The organism is Microbispora siamensis (assembly GCF_016863095.1).
In the GTDB taxonomy this organism is placed as follows: domain Bacteria; phylum Actinomycetota; class Actinomycetes; order Streptosporangiales; family Streptosporangiaceae; genus Microbispora; species Microbispora siamensis.
In genome coordinates this window covers 113,399-133,779 of sequence record NZ_BOOF01000017.1, presented here as the reverse complement: position 1 = coordinate 133,779, position 20,381 = coordinate 113,399, and the positions used below count along the sequence as shown (strand labels likewise).

Here is a 20,381-nt window from a genome sequence, read left to right as displayed (position 1 = left end):
ACCACTCGTTGCCCCCTGACCTGGCTCTCACCGCCGCGACCCCCTGCACCCCTGAGTTCTCAGTCGGCGATGGCGATCTGGGCGCGTACGGCGGGGCTGAGCCCGGCCAGAAGGCGCTCGGCGCGGCCGTCCGTGGTCGCCCGGAGCAGGGCCGCGGTGACCGGCGGCGGCACGTACTCCAGCACCTGCCGGGCCCGCCGGGTCGTCATCGCCTCGACCAGCCGGACCGCGGCGGGGGTGACGCCGATCGCGTTGAGGATGTCCGCGGCGACCCGATCGGGGACGTCCGCCAGGATGCTCGCGCCCCGGCTCGCGGGCAACTGCCGCAGCAGCGCGGCCGCTCCACCGGCGGTCATGTGACCGACCACCCGCCCGGCCTGACCGGACGGCAGCAGGGCCAGCACGCCGGCCGCCCGGGACGGATCGCCGGCCATTGCGTCCAACGCCTGCCCGGCGGCACCGGGCGCCATGGCGGCGAGCGCCGCGGCGGCGCTGCGTAAAGAGGCAGTGTGCGGCACCGGTGACGGCTGGGGCGGTCGCGGTCGCGGCCTCTCGACCGGCGGCTCGGACCGCTTCCTCTCGGGCGGCGGCGGGGCGGCGATCGCCGCCAACCGGCGGTCGAGTTCGGCGGCCCCCATCCGGAGGGCGGGGTCCTTCCTGAGCAGCCCGGCGATCACGTCGTACAGCGGCCCGCGGCGGCGTGGCGGCGGAAGGTCGTCGTTGCAGACGGCGTGCACGGTCGCATAGGCGTTGTCCCGGCGGAAGGGCGAGTAGCCCTCCAGCGCGCAGAAGAACGTGACGCCGAGCGACCACAGGTCGGCGGCGGGTCCCACCGCACGCCCCTCGATTCGCTCCGGCGCCATGAACTCCGAGGTGCCGAGCAGGATGCTGTGCGAGGTGAGGCCGCTCTCGCCGACGATCTGGGCGATCCCGAAGTCGACGAGAACCACCTTTCCGTCGCGGCCCACCACGATGTTGGCCGGTTTGACGTCACGGTGCAGGACATGCGCGGCGTGCGCGGCCGTCAGCCCGGCCAGCACGTCGCGTCCCAAGGCGGCGATCTCGCGCTCCGACAGCGTCCGCCGCCCGATCAGGTCGTCCAGGGAGCCGCCTTCCACGTAGACCATGACGATCCACGGCGAGCCGCCCTCCTCGAAGACGTCGTAGATCTCGGCTATCGCGGGATGTCTGATCCGGGCCAGCGAGCGAGCCTCGCGCATGGCCCTCACCCGCTGGACTGCGAGCCCCTCGCCGTACGGCGTCAGCGCGATCTCCTTGAGCGCGACGAGCCGGCCGAGCGTCCTGTCCTTCGCGAGCCAGACCGTGCCCATGCCGCCGCGGCCGAGCTGGGACCTCAGTTCGTAGCGGTCCCTGATCACCCGTCCCGGGCCCGCCATCGGAGCGTCAGTCGTCATCGGGCAGCAGTTCGACTCCGCCGGGGCGCTCGGCGCCGTTCCTGGGCACCCGCGTGGTCCTGGCGTCCGGCATCCGCCTCAGTTCCTCGTCCTCCAGCGAGTCGTACGCATCGGTCTCGCCGACGGTCTCCGCGCGGGTGCCGGTGGGTCCCCGGTAGTCCGCGCCGCCCTCGGGGACGGTGACGACCGGTTGCGGGCCGGTCTCGCCCGTACGGGACCAGATGCGCCAGACGTCCTGCGATCCGGCCGAGGGCGGCGCGGACGCCCCGGAGCCGGCCATGCCCTGTGCGAAGGTGCCCCGCGCGTCCCGGAACTCGTGCTTCTCGGCCAGCGCGAGGACCTTCTCGTAGTTGCCCGGCCGCTGCATCAGCTTGATCGTGACCGGCAGGCACTCGATGAGGAGGAACAACAGGAACAGCAGCAGGCGGGTGATGCCGAGGCTGCTGTCCTTGCCGGTCACCTCGTTGAGCGCCTGGATGCGGATGAGGAGGCCGTTGGTCGCCATGTTCTCCGCGTCGAAGGACGCCTGGAGGTCCGCCTGCCGCTTGATCCCGGCGTCGAGCTGCGCCTTCGCCTTGGGCAGGGCGTCCTGCGCGCTCGCGAGGCGGGCCTGCTTGGCCTCCTCGCTGTTGGCGCTCAGCTCCCGCTTCCGGTCCTCGATCTGCCGGTTGATCAGGTCGATTCGCCGCTTGTCCTTCTCGTACGCACGCCGGCTGTCCTGGGCCAGAGGGCCGTCGCCCTTCTTCGGGCACGAGGGCCCTCCGTACAGCTGGCACTGCCACTCGCCGTAGTGCTTGTCGGCGAGTTTCTGCTGCCTGGCGCGCTCGGCGGTCAACGCCTTGACGTTCGGGTCCTGCTCGGTGTCGATGGGCACGTCACCACCGGAGGAGATGACTTTTTCCAGGTCGGCCACCTCCTTGCGGAGCTGGCCGACGTCCTTGCCGACGTTGCCCTGCTGCTGCCGCGCGGCGAACGCGTCCGCACGCTGCTGCTTGATCTGGACAATTTGGGCATCGATTTCAGACCGGAAGATCTGGAGCACTAATGGCGTGGAGATGACGAACCCGAGCAGCAGGGCCATGAGAACGCGCGGAACGGCCAGCGGCCAGCGGCGCGGGGCGTCCGCCCGCATCGTGCTGACCAGCCAGCGGTCGAGGCTCAGGATCATCAGGCCCCATACCAGCGCGGCGAGGACGGCCAGGACGATGTTGACGCCCAGGGCGCTGTTCAGCGCGAACGTCATCGACACCACCGCGAGGACGGCCGTCGTGAGCACGGCGCCGCCGATGCCCTCGAACTTCCCGTACTCGGTGGGGCACCGTTCGAGCACCTCCGGCCGCGCTCCGGACAGGGCAATCAGAAACCGCCTCATGTTTCTCCTCGCCTACGCGCACATATTGGAACGTGGCATAACGCTCGAGACTCGGGCTATCGTAGGTCCCCGCCGTAAGATTGCGGGAAACTGAGAATGATTCGACGCAACGACACAACAAGAAGCCTACCGTTATGACAAGTCGTCTTTTCGTGGTTACCGGCTAGCTCGGATAAAGGGGGACGGGGGCCACGAATAGGACAAGCAACGGAGGATCCGTGTCAGAGCCCGACAAGGCTCTGCTTCGCAAGGCCGTCGCCCGAGCCGTTGCGGGGCTCACCGCCACCGGCCGCCTCACGATCGTGGAGGTCGCCGCCGACGGCATGACCGTCTTCCGGATCCACCGGGACGACAACGGCAGGCCGCGCTGCCACTACTGGTCGTCGTCCTGGGGCGACCTGACCTCGGAGCAGGGGTGGGAGCACGAGTCCTCCCGGCAGGCCGTGCTCCGGGCCGCCGACCCGCTCTCCGCCGACGAGGTCGTCCTCGTCTGCTCGTTTCCCGACGGCGCGGAGGCCAACCGGGCGCTCGGCTGGCTGAGCGAGGCGCGGCCCGCCACCGTCTTCCCCTCCAACGGGCCGGTCATCGCGATCGTCGAGGACGTCCTGGCCACCGACCCGCTGTCACGGTCGTACGACCTGGTCGTGTTACGCGCCGACCACGCGAGCGGGCGGCTGCGGCTGGGGAGCAAGCAGCTGTTTCCGATCGGCACCCTCCCCGGGACCCGGGCCGAGGTGGCCGTCCGCTGCGAACCCGGCGACGAGTACGGCACCGCGTTCGCCGTGGTCACCTGGCAGGGCCGGGAGCCCAGGCTGCTGTCGGTGCACAGCGCCAGGATCACCCCCGGGCGTTACCTGCTGACCGCCGAGCTGGTGCGACCGGGGAAGGTGCGCTTCACCGGCGTGCCCGAGCTGACCCGGGACCCGCGCGGCTGGAGCGACCTCGTGGCGGCGGCGCCGTCACAGCTGCCGCCCCAGGCCGGACCTGCGCACCTGATCTGCGCCGTGGAGGTGTGCGGGCCGGACGCGAAGGTGGAGGAGCGCCTGAGCCGCGTGCGTCAGATGGTCAGTCATCTGTCCGCCGAGCTCGCGGGCCTCCTGCGGGTCTCCCTCGTGGCGTACGGCGCGCACTCCTACGACGTCCGTGCCGGAGGAGAGCACCCGGTGGAGGTCGCCGCGTGGCAGGTCGCGCCCGAGCGCGCGCTGGCCGCCCTGGAGCGGCTGGAGGACCGCGGCGCGATCACCGAGGGCTACCCCTACTATCCGCACGCCGCCCAGCTGGAGGACATGCTGGACGCGGTGGCCCGGCGGCTCCCGACGTCGGATCAGGTGCGCACGGTCCTGCTCACGGTCGGCGACCGCCCGCCGCACCCGGCGCGTACGAACCGGTCGCTGATCCTGCCCTGCCCGCGCCCGCACGACTGGCGGTCGCTGGTGGACCGCGTCCAGAGCCGGCCGGACACCGTGCTCGCCGCGATCTGCGACCGCCAGGACGCCTCCGCGCACCCTGCCTGGCGTCGCCTCGGCGCGAACGCGCTCGCGCATCTGGACGCCCTCGACGTCCGGGGGCTGGCCGCCGACCTGGGGCTGGCCGCGCCCGCCACCCTCCCCATCCCGTTCCCCCTCCTCGACGAGACGGAGTGAGACCAGACATGCAGTCCGACCCGGCGTCGGGACCACCGGCCCACGACATCGCCATGTGGGGCGCCCCCGGCAGCGGCAAGACCACGCTGCTGGCCGCCCTCAACATCGCGCTGATGCGGCGGAAGGACGACTGGAAGATCATCGGCTCCGACGCCGCCTCGTCCGACTACCTCATCGAGAGGACGAACGCGCTGTCGAGCGGGAAGATCTTCCCGGAGGCGAGCCAGAGCCTGGAGCACTACCGCTGGACCCTGGTCGGGCCGGCCGAGCGGCAGGAGCGCCGGTGGCTGCGCAGAGCCCGGCCCGCCCCGCCGCTGAAGATCGGCATCAGCATGGTCGACGCGCCGGGCGGTCTGTTCAGCGCGGGCCCCGTGCATACGGGGAACGGCTCCCGGGTCGTCGACGACCTGCGCCAACGCCTGATGGACAACCTGGTGAAGAGCCGGGGCCTGGTCTTCCTGTTCGATCCCATCCGGGAGTTCGAGCTCGGCGACGCCTTCGACCACCTGCACCCGCCGCTCACCCGCCTCGCCGAGAAGATGCTCGAGATCGGGGAACTGCGCGACGGGATGCTCCCCCATCACGTCGCGGTCTGCATCACCAAGTTCGACGACCCGCGGGTGCTGGAGACCGCGGAGAAGCTGCACCTGCTCGATTCCTCCCCCGACGACGAGTACGGATTTCCCCGGGTGAGCAGCGAGGACGCCCGCGACCTGTTCCGGGCGCTGTGCGAGGTGTCCGCGAGCGGCAACGCGGACATGGTCGTCAACGCCCTCGACCAGTTCTTCCACCGCACCCGCGTCGAGTTCTTCGTCACCTCGTCGATCGGCTTCTACGTACGGCCGCACACCAAGACGTTCGACCGGAACGACTACCAGAACCTGCTGCCCGAGGCGGGCAAGGAGCTGCGGATCCGGGGGCAGGTCCATCCCATCAACGTCGTCGAGCCCATGCTGTGGCTCGGACGGCGGCTCGCCGGCGGCGGTCCCCGGTGATCGGTTTCGAGTGGGCGCTGGAAGGCAAGCGCCCCGGCAGCTACGACGAATACGGCCTGCTGGAGTGGAGCGACGGGCGGCTCGATCGCGAGGTGTTCGACAAGCTCAGACACCGCTACGCCGCGAGCACCGCCGGCGACCTGCCGCAGGTCACGATCGGGACCGCGAGGATCAGCGAGAACGGCGAGATCTCCTACTACCTGGTCCTGGCGATCCGCGAGTGGTCGGGTCACCGCGACTTCGCCAACCGCAAGATCGCCTACACCCGATGGTTCTACGTGCCGTACGAGCAGCTCGTCGATCAGCCGGTGTCGTACACGGCGCTCTACACCGCCTTCGCCGCGTTGCCGCTGGAGCCGCGGCCTCCGCTGACCGTGGCCGTGCCGCCGTACGACCCGGAGGCCATGGCACCCGGCCCGGACACGCTCTCCGCCGCGGCGCTGCTGCTGAACGGCCGGCCCGTGTGCGTGATCGGCGCCGACACCGTCCCCATGATCGATCGGCTGCGATTCGCCGACACCGTCGCGGCGCTGCTGCCGTACGGGACGCGGACCAGGTTCACCGCCGCCACCTGGACCAGCAGCACCAGCGAGCACAACATCAAGCTGTCGTTCGCGCGGTACGCCCCCGAGGGCGCGCAGACGGTGGTCTGGGGACGCGGGGCCGAGAGCGTCCACGAGCAGACGCCGTCGAAACTCTGCTACCAGTTCTACACACGGTCGGACGTCCCGGCGACGGAGATGATCGCCAGGCTCGCCCGCCAGGCCGAGCCGCTGTCGATCGAGAAGGACCGGCCCAAGGTGCTCCAACTGGTCGAACAGTCCGGTTCCACGGCACTGGAACCCGAGCCGGAACCCGAGCCCGATCACTCCCCGCCCGCCCCTCCTCCCACCCTGCCCGTGAGCTCCACGGATACCACCGTGGCGTACCGGAACGGCGTGGGAAACGCCTACACCGAAGGGCTGGCCGATGCGCTCACGTACGCCCCCGACGTCCGCGCCGCGGTCGAGGATCTGGCTCGCTCGGGCACGACGGACCCCACCAAACGGCAACACCTCCAAAGGGCCCTGCTCCAGCGCAACTGCTTCCGCAGTGTGATCGATCCCCGTGGTGACGCGGACCACCTCTACGCACGGCTCGTGGACGCGGCCTTTCCGCCCGAGGAGATGTGGAGGCAGTCCAGCCAGGACGTCGCCGACGCCCTCATCTGCTCGCCGAGCACGCCGGAGACCGTCCGGCGGAGGCTCGCCTCCCTCATGGGCACGCCTGCCGTCGAGCGCCGGCGGACCTGGCGGGTCCTGGACCGGCGGGTGCGCCTGGCGGTGATCCTCACGGGCACGGCCGCGCTCGTCGCGGTGGCCGTCGTGGCCGTCTTCCTGACTCTGGGCGACGCCGGCGAACCCCCTCCGACGGACCTCTCCCCTTCGCCGCCGACCGTGATCGTCCAGGCGCCCGCGGACCAGCGGTACGCCGCCGAGGCCTTCGCCGAGAGGCTCCGCCGCGACGGCTACGCCCCGGCCATCGAGACGATCGACCCGGCGACCGTCACGCCGCCCGCCGGCGTGCCGGCCGTGACCATCGCGTACGACCTCGACGTCCTCGGGTCGGTCAGCGGCGGTCAGTACTCCGGCAGGGACGTGCGGGGGGACCTGCAGACGTGGGGCCTCAGTGAGCTGGCGGACCTTGGGGTGACGAGTCCCGACGTCCTGCTCGTCAGGGACGACATCAAACCGGAAAGGTTCCTCGACCACCCCGGCGAGGGCGGCGACATCCTCATCCGCAACACGATCGGCGGGGAGCAGCTACGCGCGCTGACCGATCGTGGTCTCCGGCTGACCACCGTGCCGGCCCAGGAGATCTCGCGTCGGCTGGCCGGGAAATCCGCCCGCGCCGCGATCGTGCCCGAGAGTGTGAGCGCCTTCGAGGGCTACCAGCGCCCCGCTCCACGGGACCTGCCGCTTCCGCAGCGCAGACTGGTCGTGCTCGTCAACCGCGCGGCGGACGAACCGATGCGGCAGGACCTGCTCCAGGTCACCGGCGCCGCGGATCTCAGGCACGCGCCCCAGGGCGACCCCAAGCAGGCCGCGAAGGCCCTCGTCGATCAGATCGCCCCGGTGACGGAACCGACGTCCGTGGAAGAGCCGGAAGGAACCACTTCCTTCCCGTACGCCCTCTTCTTCGTGGTGGTCGCCCTCGCCTTCGTGGCGGTGGTGCTGCTGATGTGGCGGCCCGCCCGGCTCGGCGGAACGCTCAGCCGGCACCGCCGGTGACCGTCTCGGTGGCACAGCAGGCGGAGCCGGCCTCCTTGGGGAGGATGTCGACGCTGAGGGCGCCGGCCGTGGGACTGTCGGCCTTGACCACGTACACCTCCCAGGGCTCGCCGCCGGGGCCGTGCACCCACACCTTGTCCTGGAGTGCGTAGCAGCAGGTGGTGTCGTTCTCCTCGAAGGTCGCCAGACCGGCCTCCTTCAGGCGTTCGGTCGCCGCCGTGACCTGGGCGTCGTCCTCGACCTCGACACCGAGGTGGTCCATCCGGGTCGGTTCCCCCGGCTCGCCCTCCAGGAGGACCAGCTTGAGCGGCGGCTCCGCGATGGCGAAGTTGGCGTACCCCGGCCTGCGCTTGGCGGGCTCGACACCGAACAGCTTGGAGTAGAACGCGATCGAGCCTTCCAGGTCGGCGACACGCAGAGCGAGTTGGACACGGGACATGCGCTTCCCCTTGGTTAGATGAACTTCTAATCAGGATGCCCGCAGTTTGCGAGCTTGCATAGATAGATGTCAAATTAGAGTCGTGTCGAAGCAAGAGCTGCCGATCGTCGATGTCTGTTGCGCCCCGCTGGCCTGCGAACCGCTGTCCGAGAGCGAGGCCGCCGAACTCGCTCCGCTGTTCAAGGCGATCGCCGACCCCGTACGGCTGCGCCTGCTGTCGCTGATCGCCTGCCACGAGGGCGGTGAGGCGTGCGTGTGCGACCTGACGACCGCCTTCGACCTCACCCCGCCGACGATCAGCCATCACCTGAAGGTGCTCAGGCAGGCCGGGCTCATCGAGTCCGAGCGCCGGGGCACCTGGGTCTACTACTGGATCAACCCCGCCGTACTGGCCCGCATGTCGACTCTGCTCACGCCCGCATCGACGGCCTTCGCCGAAACAGCGTGACGCTGATTGGAGGAGCACGTGTCCGAGCATGTCGACAAGGTGGGAGCAATCCTCATCCGCCCGATGCGAGAGACCGACGCCGCGCAGGTCCTCGCGATCTACCAGGCCGGTCTCGACGGCGGAAACGCCAGTTTCGAGACCACGGCACCGACCTGGCAGGCGTTCGACGCCGCGAAGCTGCCGCTCCACCGGCACGTCGCCGTCGACGCCGCGAGCGGGCAGGTCGTCGGCTGGATCGCGGTCAGTGCGGTCTCCGATCGGTGTGTGTACGTCGGAGTGGTCGAGCATTCCGTGTACGTCCACCCCGACCACGGTGGCCGCGGAGCGGGGCTGGCGCTGTTGAACGCCCTGATCCAGTCCACCGAGGCCGAAGGCATCTGGACCATCCAGTCGGGCGTCTTCCCCGAGAACACCGCCAGCCTGCGCCTCCACGAGAAGGCCGGCTTCCGCGTCGTCGGCACCCGCCACCACGTCGGCCGCCACCACGACCGCTGGCGCGACGTCGTCCTCCTCGAACGCCGCAGCACCGTCACGGGCCTCTGACCGCCTTCCCGCCGACCGTTTCCAGCCGACCGTGAGGAGCACCGTGCCCGGCACGATGAACGACGACGAGGTGGCGAAGTGGCTCAAGACGCGAGCGATACCGCTGAACGGCCTGAAACCGGGCGCCGGAACCGCCGACCTGGCGTCGTTCCGCGTCGCACTGGACGGCGTGCGGGTGGTGGGGCTCGGCGAGGCCACGCACGGCACCCGGGAGTTCTTCCTGATCAGGCACCGGTTGCTGGAGTTCCTGGTCGAGGAACTGGGCTTCACGACGCTCGCTGTGGAGGCCAGCGCCTCGGCGTCCCGAGCCGTGGACGATTACGTGCAGGGCGGCTCCGGCGATCCGGTCGAGGCGCTCGCCGGGCTGGGCTTCTGGACGTTGCACACGGTGGAGATGCTGGCGGTCGTCGAGTGGCTGCGCGACCACAACCGCACCGCATCGCGGAAGGTACGGTTCGCGGGCATCGACCCGCAGCATCCGGCGGCATCGCTGGACGCCCTGCGCGCCTACCTCGGTGATGACGCGCCGGGCCTGCTCGACCCCCTCGCTCCCCTCGCCGCAAAGCGCCTGGGCGTCGGCCCCCCGCTCGACCGACGGATCGAAGCCGACGCCCGCCGCGTGGAGGACTTCCTGGCCGGCGTCTCCGTTCCGGATGAGGCGCCGGCGCATGCACGGATCGTGTGCCAGAGCGCCGACCTCGCGAGCCGGCCGCTGCGGCACCCGGACCCCGCACAGACCGTGAGCGTCGCCCGCGACCGCTATCTCGCCGACAACGTGGACCTGCTCCTGGCCGACCCGGACGCCAAGGTCGCCCTCTGGGCGCACAACGGCCACGTCATGGCGGGCAGCCACAGCGGCGGGTCGGTGCCCACGATGGGGCTGCACCTCAGGCAACGGTATGGCGAGGCGTACTACGCACTCGGCGTGCTCTTCGGAGCGGGCCGGTTCCGGGCCCGCCGGCCACGCTTCGGAAAGGTGGACCCGGCCACGCCCCCGGTCGCCTTCCGCGTCCCGCTCGTCCGGAGACCGACGATCGTGGAGGCCCGCCTGGCCACCGCTCATCCGGGTGATCATGTGATCGACCTGCGGAGCGGACCACGGCCTGAGGCCGCGGCGCGGTGGCTCGGCGAGCCCCTCCACATGCGTGGCTATGGGGCGGTGGCGAGGCGGTTCACCTACAAACTCAGCTACATGCCCACGGTGCTCTCCGAGCACTTCGACGGCATCGCCTTCGTGCCCGAGACCACCGCCTCCACCCCTCTGTAGACACTCAACGGTCGAGAGCGAGGGTGGCGAGGTGGCGGGCGATGCCGGCGGTGTCGGTGTCCTGCACGTTGCTGAGCACGACGACCTGGATGTCGTCGTCGGGCAGGTACATGTTGCTCGCCGTGTAGCCCATGAAAAGACCCGGGTGATACCGGAGTCGGTGCCCCTGGAGCCGGTCGACGAGCCAGCCGAAGGCGTACGCGCTCGACGGCAGGTTGAGGCAGCCGGTGGAGGGGCACGGCGCCTGTGGCGTGAACGCCTGCTTGACGGTGGCGGGTGGCGCGACCGTGTACGAGCCGAACGCCCGGTCCCAGCGGGCGATGTCGTCGACGGTGGAGTAGAGGCCGGTCGCGGAGAACAGCTCGGAGCCGTTGAGGAGCGGGGCCGGTGACCCGAGCGTGAAGTAGCCCTTCGCGAACCCGTTGGGCGGGTATCTCCTGCTGTAACCGGTGTGCTCGAGGTCCAGTGGGCCGGTGATCTCGTCGCGCAGCACGGTCCCGTACGGCTTGTGCGTCACCGCCTGGATGATCGCACCGGCCAGGACGTAGCCGGAGTTGGTGTACTTCCAGCTGGTGCCGGGCGTGAAGTCCAGTGGCAGGTTCACGAACTGCTGGATCAGTTTCCGGGGCGTGGTCGGTTTCGTGACATTGGCAAGGTAGCTGGGCAGCTTCTCGATGTTGGGGATGCCGGAGGTGTGCGTGAGGGTCTCGCGGATCGTGATGGGCCGCCACGCTGCCGGGCAGGCCTTGATGTAAGCCGGGACGAGATACGGGCAGATCGGGTCGTCCAACTTGAGCAGCCCGCGGTCGCGCAGTTTCAGCACGAGCATCGAGGTGAACTGCTTGGTGATCGACATGACCCGGTAGACCGTGTCCGGCCGGTTGGGGATGTGCTTCTCCTCGTTGGCCTCGCCGGCGGCGAAACGCGCCAGCACCCGCCCACGCCGTACGACCAGCGCCGAGCCGGTGAACTGCTTCTTCGCGGCCAGATCCCGCAGGTACGCCAGCATCTCCGCACTGGTGGAATCGTCCTGCGGCGTCGATGACGTGCCCGGCGGGTCCGATTTCTGCGTGGAATCGCTCGTGTCGCCGGCGGCCAGTGAGTCCGATTTCTGCGCGGGCCGGTTCGTGATATCCGACAGGCTGTTCCGATCGATGAAGGAGTTCGCGGTCGCGTCCGTTTTCTGCCAGTTGTACGGCAGAGCCCGCGAATCCGTCTCGCCCTTCTGCATCGGCGTGAGGGCGAGCGTGACGTCGCGGAGCAGATTCTGCCGTTGGCGCTGCCGCTCGCGCTCCGACTGCCGCTGCTTGTCACGTTGCCTGGAGTGATGGCTCCCATGCGCTCCGGAATGATCGCGCGCGGACGGGATATCGACGTCGAGGCCGGTGACGACGGCACCTTCGGCGGACGCGGCGGAGGCGGGATTGCCCAAGGGTACGGCCCCACCGGACAGCGCGGTGCCCAGCATAAGGATCCCGACAACATTAGGACACTTAGGCATTTTCTCCCCCACGAAACGTACCACTGTCCCGAATTCAGACATTTCCCGAATTGATGGAACTCGAGAATGCCCGGCGGACCATTCTTCCGGAGGGCTGTTTTCCGTTCACCGGCACCACAAACCGCCGATCGACGCGGTTGGCGCTGCCGAGGGAAAACCTCAATGCGCCGGTTACGAATCGCGCTGTGACCGCCAGCCGTGGATCAGCAGATCGAACAGCGTCTCCACAGCCGCGCGCGGATCATGCCGGCCCTGGGCCAGAGTCGGGATTTCCAGGACGAAGCGCGCGAGAGCCGAACATTCGAGATCACCCGCCTCCCGCCCGAGTTCCTCCGCGATCACGGCGCCGAGAGCGGCCGCATGCCGCATCCACATGCGCTCCGCATACTCGCGCAGCGCGGGCGTACGGTCCACCAGCGCGTGGAACTCGCGCCGACGAGGATCCGACCAGATCCGCACCCAGGACTCCAGCGCGTGGGCGCGGAGCGCCTCGATCACGCCCTGGTCCTCGGACCGTTCGCGCACGGCGGCGGTCAGCGCCGCCTCGACTTCCTCCTCACGGTCGAAGACCAGTGCCTCCTTGCTCGGGAAGTGCGCGAAGAGGGTCGTCGTCGACACATCGGCTCTTTCTGCGACGTCGCGGACGCTCACTTGCTCGAAGCCGTGCTCCAGGAAGAGCTCCAGGGCGGCGTCGGCGATGGCCTGCCTCGTCGCGGCCTTCTTGCGCTCGCGACGGCCAACGGTCGGAGAGTCGGGCATGGCATCACTGTACTCCATAGCTGAACTCAGACAGAAACTGTAACGGTTGCACTTTTGTACTCGTTTCTGCTTTGGTGGTCCCCACAGGGGTTGCCGTCCCACGGGGGCGCGGCACCGGTCGTCGCCGCGCCGAGGCGCCACCGGGAACCCCTCCCACGAAGGGAATCCACCGTGAACTCTCCGACACCCGCGAACGCGCGGATCAGCATCATCGGCGCCGGCCCGGGAGGACTCACCTGCGCACGCATCCTGCAGCGGCACGGCATTCCGGTGACGGTGTACGACCGGGATCCGGATGCGGACTCCCGCAACCAGGGAGGCTCGCTCGACCTGCACGAGGAAGACGGCCAGCTCGCACTCCGTGAAGCCGGCCTGCTGGAGGAGTTCTTCGCGCTCGCCAGGTTCGAGGGGCAGGAAATGCGCAGCATGGACTCAGCGGGACGCGTTCTCGCCCACCACCTGCCGGCCGAGGGCGAAACGGTCAGCCCCGAGATCGACCGCGGACAGCTTCGCGATCTCCTGCTGCGCTCACTCGCCCCGGGGACCGTTCAGTGGGGACGCACCCTCGAATCAGTGAGCGGACCGGCCGACGGGCCGCGAACGTTGACGTTCACCGACGGGACGGCCGTCGAGGCGGACCTCGTGATCGGTGCGGACGGCGCCTTCTCCCGCGTCCGCACCGCCGTGTCGCCCGCGACACCGGGCTACGTCGGGGTCAGCTTCCTGGAGGCATGGTTCGACGACATGGACAACGCGCACCCCGAGCTTTCCGAACTGGTAGGGCGGGGCAGCGCCCACGTCGCCGACGGGGAGCGCGGCCTCTTCGCACAGCGGAACAGCGGCGGCCACATGCGGGTCTACATCATGCAGCGCGTTCCCCTGGACTGGATCGCGGCGAACGGGCTTCGCCCCGAGGACACCGAGGGCATCCGCGCACATCTCCTCCGCGAGTACGCGGCTTGGTCGCCACGGCTGCTCCGGCTGATCAGCGACAACGACGGCCCCTACGTCGATCGTCCACTCTTCGCCCTGCCGGTTCCGCACACATGGGAGCACTCGCCCAGCGTGACGCTCCTCGGAGATGCCGCACACCTCATGCCGCCGTTGGGCGTCGGCGTCAACCTGGCCATGCTCGACGCCGCTGAGCTCGCGCTCGCGCTCGTCAACTCCTCCACCATCGACGACGCCGTACACAGCTACGAGAAATCGATGCTCCCGCGCTCGGCCGAAATGGCCCAGATGCTCGAACACGGCGCCGAGTTCCTGCTGGCCGTGCCCGACCCCGACGAGACCGAGCCGCCGGGTCGCGCGCAGTCCTGACGCGAGGCGCGGAGCCCACGCGGGGCGAGCCGGAGTGGTTCTTCCGCGTGGGTGCGTTCTCTTCAACGACCCGTTGCGACATGCTTGACGAGGGCATGTGGGTCACCTGCGATGCCTCAAGAGGCTGCACGGGCTGTGTTAGCATCGCGCCCATGTTCCACCCTCGTGCCTAAAGAGCGGCCCCCGCGTCGCCCGTTCGTCATGGGCTTGACGCGGAAGAGGTCCCCTTAGGTCCGCAGCGCTCACCGCCGTACACCGGCCTGACGCTGCCTTTTCGAGGTCTCCCATGTCGTCTCGATCCGCGGCGTCCTACTACGCCGTTCTTCGCACCCCTCTCGCCGGCCGCACCTTCACCGCAGCGCTGGTCGGACGCCTGTCCTACGGAACCGTCTTTCTCTCGCTGGTCCTGGCCTTCACTCGGGCCACCGGCTCCTACACCATGGCCGGCGGCGCCATCGCCGTGTTCGGGCTCGTCAGTTCGTTGCTGTCACCGATACGGGCCCACCTGATCGACAGGCACGGGATCCGCCGCGCCCTTCCTCCGATGGCGGTCGCGTACGCCCTGCTTCTTTGCCTGGTCGCAGCCCTCACCTGGCGACCGGGGGCGTCCGGTGCCCTGTCGTGGCTGCTCGCCGGCATCACCGGCGCGTTCACCCCGCCACTCGGCCCCATCATGCGCAGCCTGTGGAGTGACCTGCTCCCCGACGGCCCGCTCCTGCAACGCGCCTACTCCCTCGACACCGTCGCCGAAGAACTCCTCTACGTGACCGGCCCCCTGATCGCGGGCTTGCTGACGGGACTGGCCCATCCCTCCCTGGGGGTCGCGGTGAGCGCCGGACTGGTGGCCGTCGGCTCGCTGGCACTGGCGTTTTCGCCCGCCGTACGTTCGGCCGCTCGCGAAACCGCCCGGACCACCGGGGCCGTCTGTCGGCCGTCGTCGGAGAAACGCACCAACGGCTGGCGGAGTCTGCTCGCGGCCAACGCGGGCCTACGCCAGCCCATCCTGGTCGCCGGCGGCGTAGGCACGGCGCTGGGCGCGCTGAACCTCCTCGTTGTGGCTTTCGCCGCGCAACACGCGCAGCTCGCGGCGGTCGCCTGGGTCGAGGCCGCGCTGGCCGCCGGAAGCGCTGCCGGCGGCCTGGCCTATGGTGCGGTCTCCTCGCGACTGAGCCCGGAACGTCGGCTGCCCCTGTTGGCGACGGCGTTGGCCGTGTCGCTGGCCGCCGCGGGGTTCGTATCGAACATGGTCGCGCTGTCCCTGCTGGTCGGGGTCGCGGGGCTGTTCGTCGCTCCGGTCCTCACCACGGCCTACATGCTGGCGGACAAGGCCGCGGCTCCCGGCTCGAAGACACAGGCAGGTGCCTGGGTCAATACGGCGTTCAATACCGGAAACGCCGTGGGCTCGGCTTCCATGGGACTGCTCCTGGGACGATTCACCCTGGCCGCGGCCTTCGCGGCCGGCGCGCTACCGTCCCTCCTCGCCGCGCTCGTGGGAATGAGGAAGGCTCGCCGTCCCATCGGCTCAACCCTGGCCGGAGCCGTAGGAGCTGAACCGGATACTCGGCGGAGGTGTTGACCGCTGGTGCGGCGCAGAGCGCCTTATCCGGTCGCTGCTCGTATCTTCGGCTACTGGGGCGACGACGTCGCCGACTCATGGAGGGGATTGGCGTGCCTGACGGATGGCAGTGGGACAGCACGCTGTTTCAGGGGTGCGCGGCCTACTACGAACGCGGCCGGCTGCCGTACGCGCCGGGATTCGCCGAAACGCTGGCTGCGACGCTCGGTCTGGATGGCCGGGGCCGGCTTCTCGACGTCGGCTGCGGGCCGGGCACCGTGATTCTCACTCTGGCGCGGTTCTTCAGCGAAGCGGTCGGCATCGACCCGGATGAGGACATGCTGGCCGAGGCCGAGCGACAGGCCAAGCGTCGTGGCGTGACCAACGCGCGCTGGGTGGCCGCCCGCGCCGAGGACCTGCCGGCCGGTCTGGGCACGTTCCGGGTCATGGTGTTCGCCCAGTCCTTCCACTGGACCGATCGGGATCGCGTCGCTGCGACCGTGCTGGAGATGCTGGAGCCGGGAGGCGCGTTCGTCCACATGAGCGACCTCAAGAATCCACCCGCCGAACCGGCGCCACTGCCGCTGCCGGCTCCCCCGTACGCGGAAATCAGCGACCTGGTACGCCGGTATTTGGGGCCGGTACGCCGCGCGGGACAGGGGACGCTCGTCAACGGCACCCCGGATCGTGAGGACCTCGTCCTGGCACGGGCGGGGTTCGAGAACTTCGAACGACATGTGGTGGCGGCCGGAGCGGCGGCCGATCGCACCGCAGACGACATCGTGGCGTGGGTGTTCTCCCGATCCGACTCCGCCCCTCACCTCTTCGGCGACAGGCTGGAGGACTTCGAGCGGGACCTGCGCGCGGTGCTGCGACAAGCGTCACCCGACAACCGCTTCGCGGAGCATCTTCCGGCGACCGAGATCATGATTTGGCGCAAGCCGCATGGGGAGCGGTGACGGCAACGCCGCAATGGCCCGTCGCCGATTGATCATCAGCAGATGATCAATGCGACCTGTCGGGTGAAAAAGACCGGGGCGCCGTGGCGGGATTTGCCCGAGCGGTACGGGCTGTGGAAGACGCCCACGGACCGGTAGGGTCGTCCGCGTGGATCTTGACGATACCGCCGCCCGGCTCGGGGTACCCGTCGAGGACGTCGACCGCGTGCACCGGCTCGCCGGCGACCGGCCGTCGGCTCCGCTGCCTGCCAAGGCCGACGCGCCCGCGATCCTCGCCCGGCTCGCGGTGCGACCGGACGACGCTGCCGAGATCATGGCGGGCTGGCCCGACCCCGACTCTCCACTGTGGACTCCGGAGCTGCGCTGGCTGCTCGACCGCTCGATCGCCCTGGTCCGCGCCGATCTCGGGGGCCATGGCTGGCTGTCGCCCGGTCCGGAGCTGCCGCGCGAACGGGGCCCCGCCTGGCGGCATCTCTACGTGTATGCGTACCTGGCCTTGATCGACGTCGTCAGGGGATACCACCGCGACCACGGCATCGCCGACGCCGTGTCGTGGGTGACCCTCGCGGACCTGGGCCGCAACCTCGCGATCGACCGGCGGATGCACCGCGAGGGCTGGCCGGTCATGCAGAGCTGGCTGACGCTGCACGCGCGGGGCGGCGTCTACGAGCTGGGCCGGCTGCAGTACCAGCGCGGTGACACCGCCATCGGCCTGCACATCCCCGAGTCGGGGCCGATGACCCCGGAGGCGGTCACGGCGTCGCTCGACGAGGCCCGCGCGTTCTTCCCGCGCCACTTTCCCGACGAGCGCTACACGGCGTTCTCCTGCGGCTCGTGGCTGCTCGACCCGCAACTGCTGGAGTATCTGCCCGGGGACTCCAACATCGTCCGGTTCCAGCGAAGGTTCGAGCTGGAGCCCTACGAGGAGCCGGAAGGGATAGACGCCGACGTCGAGGTGCTTCGGTTCGTGTTCCGCACCCTGACCACGCCACTCGACCAGCTGCCGAGCCGCACCGTGCTCCAGCGCGCGATCGTCGACCACCTGAAGGCCGGCCGCCACTGGCACTGGCGCCGCGGCCGCTTCCCGATCTAGCCACAGCCTTAGGTTCTGTCTCACGGATTTCCCGCCGCCTGCTGGGCGTGTCGGGCCGGGCTGATCGCCTTCCGCCCGCCGCTGAGCGGCACTCTGCCCGAATCACGCTCTTGAAGATCAAGGGCGGCGCTTCGCGCGCCGCCGCGCCGTATCCAAAGCACCCACCGCCCACAGCGCCGCATCGCCGCCCAGGTGACGGCCTACTGACCGCCGTTCCTCTTCCGGTCGTGCCGCAGCGCGAGCCGCACCGCGAAATAGACGACCGCAAACAGTACGGCCACCTCAAACACGAGTAAGAACAGCTCTGCCAGCCCGAGCCCGAACATTGACCACCCCTCAAGAAAAGGGACCGAGCGCAGTATGCGCCAACGCTGCGCCACAGTCGAGCAAATGCCTCCAGAGGGGACCTCGGTTGCAAGGTGATCAGGCTGGCGAGACGTGCGCGTCCGCGCAGGAGAACCTATCGATCGCGTGCCCCAGGCGTGCCCTGCGCCAGGGGCGATCACGGGGAACCAAAAATACTCGCGGATCATGAAACGAAGAAGCCCCCGACCGGCATCTCTGCTGATCAGGGGCCACTTTCCTGCTGGTGGCAGGTCCAGGGTTCGAACCTGGGTAGGCTGAGCCGACGGTTTTACAGACCCGCCGCCTAATCGCTTCTACCTGCGGCAACTTATCTCGACACTCAAAATTCGGCACGCATCCGGCATGATCATGAGGGTAGCGCGTCCGTGACGAGATCAATGATGGGGCCGTGTCTTGACCGCTATGGCGTGAATGGCCGTCTACGGGCTTCTCAGAGCCCTTGATAGAGACACGTGATCGCTCAGCCCGCGTTGGGACGCCCCCTGTCCCACCAATCAGCGGTGCCGTGCCGCCATAGGAGAGGGACAGCCCACCCCACCGCTACGGCGGGGCTCACTGCGATTACCGTGAGAACAGGGCCGCCCTCGGTGTATCCACCGTCCCATTCGCTGATCAACATGGCATTTCCGGCGTACTCTTGGAGAGTTGGAGATCGGGCGGATGCGGAGCTGCCGAATGATTACGCGAGATACGGCTGCAGCCGTGGCGACTTCCAGAGTTCGGGCGCTGGCCATGGGGCTGGTCATCGCCGGCGCTCTGGCATCGAGCGCCTGTCAACCTCGCGCCGAGGCGATGTTTTACATCATCAACTACAGTCAGGAAACCGTCACGGTGAAATGGAAATGGGGCACCAGGACTCTCCAGGCCCTTGATCCCGGGGAAGGATATTCCTACGGCTTCGCGGACAGCGCCTGCACCAATCCGGAGCCAGACGCGATCCTGATCGCGACGAGCGAGACCGGAAAGACCTATACCTATGGCCCGCGGATCTGCAAGGGGACATCCTGGCTGATAGGTAAATAGCGAGCACACCTCCCGCATGCAGCTCACTCACACTGCCAGTCCCCGCGCTTCAGCCGGGATCAGTGGCCATATGGTGATGGTAGTGGAGGTCGGCATGGCGCATCCGCAGTTTTCCGGACACGCAGGCCCTCCGCTGCAGCCATTTGCTGCATCGTCGTCCCGCCGTAGATGGGGCTGCGATACGTATCCTGAGGCGAATACATGCGGGAGCCCTGATGTGGGACTACGACAGCTTGATCGGCAAGGCTTCGCGATATTTCAAGCGTGCTGCACAGGCCAGCTCCGACTCCGAGTGTGACGTGATGGCGACCTGGCTCCTGCTGGGTGTGGAATTGCTAATTCGAGCTGGGCTAGCAGAGACTAGCCCAGCCCTTAATGCTGATCCGATTTTCATGGTCGATGCCGTGCGAGGACAGGAGAACGCCAAGGCTAAGACCATTCCGATCTCTACCGCCATCGAGAGGTTGACTCAACTACTTCCACCTACAGCGGAGTCCGACTTAAAAGCTCCAGCTATCGCCTTGATCAACTTACGGAATGCCGAGCTCCACTCCGGTATGGCCGCCCTCGACATTGACGCAGCAGGATGGCTACCCAGCTTCACTCGCGTGGTAGACATCATCTGCGCTCACCTGGGGGTCGAGGCCAAGGACATCGTCGGCGACGAGATCATCGGCTGGGGCCGCACTCTGGTGGATAAGGCGGATCAGGCAGTAATAAAGGAGGTCAACACACGCATTAAGCCGCACGAGACCTGCTAGTTGCGATGCGGGTGATGAACGGGCAGCCCGAGAGGGAAAATTGCCAGATCCTCCCTCGGGGCCCCTGCCCTATGCTTGGTATGGGATGGGCAATGGCGAAGTTAAGCCGATTTTTTTCGCCGAATGCCCAGCCTGCAAGAACAAGATCTGGATAAAATCAGACGAAGTCCGCAGAAGCACCGAGCGCCTCGAAGGGAAAATTCTTTATAGCGACGCAGTTTATGTGTCGACTTTCTTGAAATGCCCGGTCTGCGAACTGACCCTGACTGGTTCAGATGAGATACGAGCGGCTAACCTGCCACAGCAACATATCGTCCAGTTTGAAGAGGATCTCGCACACCGCTTTATGTACGGGGACGATGAAGACGCCTATGGTGATGAATAGCACGTAGCCGAGTTCACCCGCGTGACACTGTCAACGCCCAGCCCTCAACCGCGATGCGGGAGCGGGCAGGACAGAAGCCGGAATATCTCCTACCTTGATGATCTGGTTGGGGCCAGAGAAGCGAGCCGTCACGAGCACGCCGGCAGAACTCTCGCCGCTTTGCGCTGGTTGGATCAGCACACAATCGCTCTGGCCGCATTCACCGAACCGGGGAAGGGCGCCACTCTGGCCCGCGCGGTGCTGGATCGGATCAGCCGGACGAAAAGA

General features: G+C 68.5%; 18 protein-coding genes and 1 pseudogene. 14 read left to right on the top strand and 5 right to left on the bottom strand.

Features of this window, described 5'->3' with window-relative positions; translation table 11 throughout:
* Positions 1–59: 59 nt before the first annotated feature.
* The gene (locus Msi02_RS16695; RefSeq protein ID WP_204049202.1) at positions 60–1,415 is read right to left on the bottom strand and encodes a protein kinase domain-containing protein; all 1,356 of its coding nucleotides are present in this window, start codon (positions 1,413–1,415) and stop codon (positions 60–62) included.
* Entirely contained in the window at positions 1,405–2,787 is a 1,383-nt protein-coding gene (locus Msi02_RS16690; RefSeq protein ID WP_204049201.1) for a DUF4407 domain-containing protein, read from the bottom strand. Before Msi02_RS16690 ends, Msi02_RS16695 begins: the two co-directional genes overlap by 11 nt.
* 218 nt (positions 2,788–3,005) lie before the next feature.
* On the opposite strand from Msi02_RS16690, the gene Msi02_RS16685 reads away from it, so the two are divergent.
* From Msi02_RS16685 to Msi02_RS16675, 3 genes are read left to right on the top strand one after another with little or no spacing between them, the layout of a single operon-like run.
* Positions 3,006–4,430, top strand: a complete 1,425-nt coding sequence (locus tag Msi02_RS16685; RefSeq protein WP_204049200.1) for a hypothetical protein — start codon at positions 3,006–3,008, stop codon at positions 4,428–4,430.
* An 8-nt stretch (positions 4,431–4,438) separates the two neighbouring features.
* A complete protein-coding gene (locus Msi02_RS16680; protein WP_079313856.1) occupies positions 4,439–5,425 on the top strand; it encodes a DEAD/DEAH box helicase family protein in 987 nt (328 codons plus the stop codon).
* A complete protein-coding gene (locus Msi02_RS16675) occupies positions 5,422–7,695 on the top strand; it encodes a hypothetical protein (RefSeq protein ID WP_204049199.1) in 2,274 nt (757 codons plus the stop codon). Before Msi02_RS16680 ends, Msi02_RS16675 begins: the two co-directional genes overlap by 4 nt.
* On the opposite strand, the gene Msi02_RS16670 is transcribed toward Msi02_RS16675, so the two are convergent.
* Positions 7,676–8,134, bottom strand: a complete 459-nt coding sequence (locus Msi02_RS16670) for an ArsI/CadI family heavy metal resistance metalloenzyme (RefSeq protein WP_079313813.1) — start codon at positions 8,132–8,134, stop codon at positions 7,676–7,678. The two genes, Msi02_RS16675 and Msi02_RS16670, sit on opposite strands and share 20 nt — an antisense overlap.
* Before the next feature lie 82 nt (positions 8,135–8,216).
* Between Msi02_RS16670 and Msi02_RS16665 the strand changes: the two genes are divergently transcribed.
* The 3 genes from Msi02_RS16665 to Msi02_RS16655 are packed head-to-tail and all read left to right on the top strand — an operon-like array spanning position 8,217 to position 10,392.
* Positions 8,217–8,582 carry an ArsR/SmtB family transcription factor gene (locus Msi02_RS16665; protein WP_204049198.1) on the top strand — a complete coding sequence of 122 codons (366 nt, stop codon included), beginning with the start codon at positions 8,217–8,219 and terminating at the stop codon, positions 8,580–8,582.
* A gap of 18 nt (positions 8,583–8,600) precedes the next feature.
* The gene (locus Msi02_RS16660; protein WP_239108459.1) at positions 8,601–9,125 is read left to right on the top strand and encodes a GNAT family N-acetyltransferase; all 525 of its coding nucleotides are present in this window, start codon (positions 8,601–8,603) and stop codon (positions 9,123–9,125) included.
* A 43-nt stretch (positions 9,126–9,168) separates the two neighbouring features.
* Complete coding sequence (locus Msi02_RS16655) at positions 9,169–10,392, top strand: erythromycin esterase family protein (RefSeq protein WP_204049197.1); 1,224 nt, start codon at positions 9,169–9,171, stop codon at positions 10,390–10,392.
* Positions 10,393–10,396: 4 nt separating this feature from the next.
* On the opposite strand, the gene Msi02_RS16650 is transcribed toward Msi02_RS16655, so the two are convergent.
* Together Msi02_RS16650 and Msi02_RS16645 are read right to left on the bottom strand one after the other, a co-directional pair.
* On the bottom strand, positions 10,397–11,860 hold the full coding sequence (locus Msi02_RS16650) for a serine hydrolase domain-containing protein (RefSeq protein ID WP_204049196.1): 1,464 nt from the start codon (positions 11,858–11,860) through the stop codon (positions 10,397–10,399).
* 204 nt (positions 11,861–12,064) lie between these two features.
* Entirely contained in the window at positions 12,065–12,652 is a 588-nt protein-coding gene (locus Msi02_RS16645; RefSeq protein ID WP_204049195.1) for a TetR/AcrR family transcriptional regulator, read from the bottom strand.
* Positions 12,653–12,823: 171 nt separating this feature from the next.
* Between Msi02_RS16645 and Msi02_RS16640 the strand changes: the two genes are divergently transcribed.
* The 8 genes and pseudogenes from Msi02_RS16640 (at position 12,824) to Msi02_RS16605 (ending at position 20,114) form a co-directional block, all read left to right on the top strand.
* Positions 12,824–13,972, top strand: a complete 1,149-nt coding sequence (locus Msi02_RS16640; protein ID WP_204049194.1) for an FAD-dependent oxidoreductase — start codon at positions 12,824–12,826, stop codon at positions 13,970–13,972.
* Between the two features lie 286 nt (positions 13,973–14,258).
* Positions 14,259–15,548 carry an MFS transporter gene (locus Msi02_RS16635; RefSeq protein ID WP_204049193.1) on the top strand — a complete coding sequence of 430 codons (1,290 nt, stop codon included), beginning with the start codon at positions 14,259–14,261 and terminating at the stop codon, positions 15,546–15,548.
* A 77-nt stretch (positions 15,549–15,625) separates the two neighbouring features.
* Entirely contained in the window at positions 15,626–16,486 is an 861-nt protein-coding gene (locus Msi02_RS16630) for a class I SAM-dependent methyltransferase (protein WP_239108458.1), read from the top strand.
* An 18-nt stretch (positions 16,487–16,504) separates the two neighbouring features.
* Positions 16,505–16,624, top strand: a pseudogene (locus tag Msi02_RS16625) (transposase); the annotation flags it as partial.
* A gap of 10 nt (positions 16,625–16,634) precedes the next feature.
* Complete coding sequence (locus Msi02_RS16620) at positions 16,635–17,579, top strand: acyltransferase domain-containing protein (RefSeq protein ID WP_204049191.1); 945 nt, start codon at positions 16,635–16,637, stop codon at positions 17,577–17,579.
* Between the two features lie 1,068 nt (positions 17,580–18,647).
* Positions 18,648–18,968 carry a hypothetical protein gene (locus Msi02_RS16615; protein WP_204049190.1) on the top strand — a complete coding sequence of 107 codons (321 nt, stop codon included), beginning with the start codon at positions 18,648–18,650 and terminating at the stop codon, positions 18,966–18,968.
* A 215-nt stretch (positions 18,969–19,183) separates the two neighbouring features.
* The gene (locus Msi02_RS16610) at positions 19,184–19,729 is read left to right on the top strand and encodes a hypothetical protein (RefSeq protein WP_204049189.1); all 546 of its coding nucleotides are present in this window, start codon (positions 19,184–19,186) and stop codon (positions 19,727–19,729) included.
* 85 nt (positions 19,730–19,814) lie between these two features.
* Positions 19,815–20,114 carry a hypothetical protein gene (locus tag Msi02_RS16605; protein ID WP_204049188.1) on the top strand — a complete coding sequence of 100 codons (300 nt, stop codon included), beginning with the start codon at positions 19,815–19,817 and terminating at the stop codon, positions 20,112–20,114.
* The last annotated feature ends 267 nt before the right edge of the window (positions 20,115–20,381 follow it).

Excerpts from the sequence above, each read along its gene's own strand:
- Msi02_RS16695 (WP_204049202.1), bottom strand. The coding sequence starts at position 1,415 with ATGACGACTGACGCTCCGATGGCGGGCCCGGGACGGGTGATCAGGGAC.
- Msi02_RS16690 (WP_204049201.1), bottom strand. The coding sequence starts at position 2,787 with ATGAGGCGGTTTCTGATTGCCCTGTCCGGAGCGCGGCCGGAGGTGCTC.
- Msi02_RS16680 (WP_079313856.1), top strand. The coding sequence starts at position 4,439 with ATGCAGTCCGACCCGGCGTCGGGACCACCGGCCCACGACATCGCCATG.
- Msi02_RS16670 (WP_079313813.1), bottom strand. The coding sequence starts at position 8,134 with ATGTCCCGTGTCCAACTCGCTCTGCGTGTCGCCGACCTGGAAGGCTCG.
- Msi02_RS16650 (WP_204049196.1), bottom strand. The coding sequence starts at position 11,860 with ATGCTGGGCACCGCGCTGTCCGGTGGGGCCGTACCCTTGGGCAATCCC.
- Msi02_RS16645 (WP_204049195.1), bottom strand. The coding sequence starts at position 12,652 with ATGCCCGACTCTCCGACCGTTGGCCGTCGCGAGCGCAAGAAGGCCGCG.
- Msi02_RS16635 (WP_204049193.1), top strand. The coding sequence starts at position 14,259 with ATGTCGTCTCGATCCGCGGCGTCCTACTACGCCGTTCTTCGCACCCCT.
- Msi02_RS16630 (WP_239108458.1), top strand. The coding sequence starts at position 15,626 with ATGGAGGGGATTGGCGTGCCTGACGGATGGCAGTGGGACAGCACGCTG.
- Msi02_RS16610 (WP_204049189.1), top strand. The coding sequence starts at position 19,184 with ATGTGGGACTACGACAGCTTGATCGGCAAGGCTTCGCGATATTTCAAG.
- Msi02_RS16605 (WP_204049188.1), top strand. The coding sequence starts at position 19,815 with ATGGGCAATGGCGAAGTTAAGCCGATTTTTTTCGCCGAATGCCCAGCC.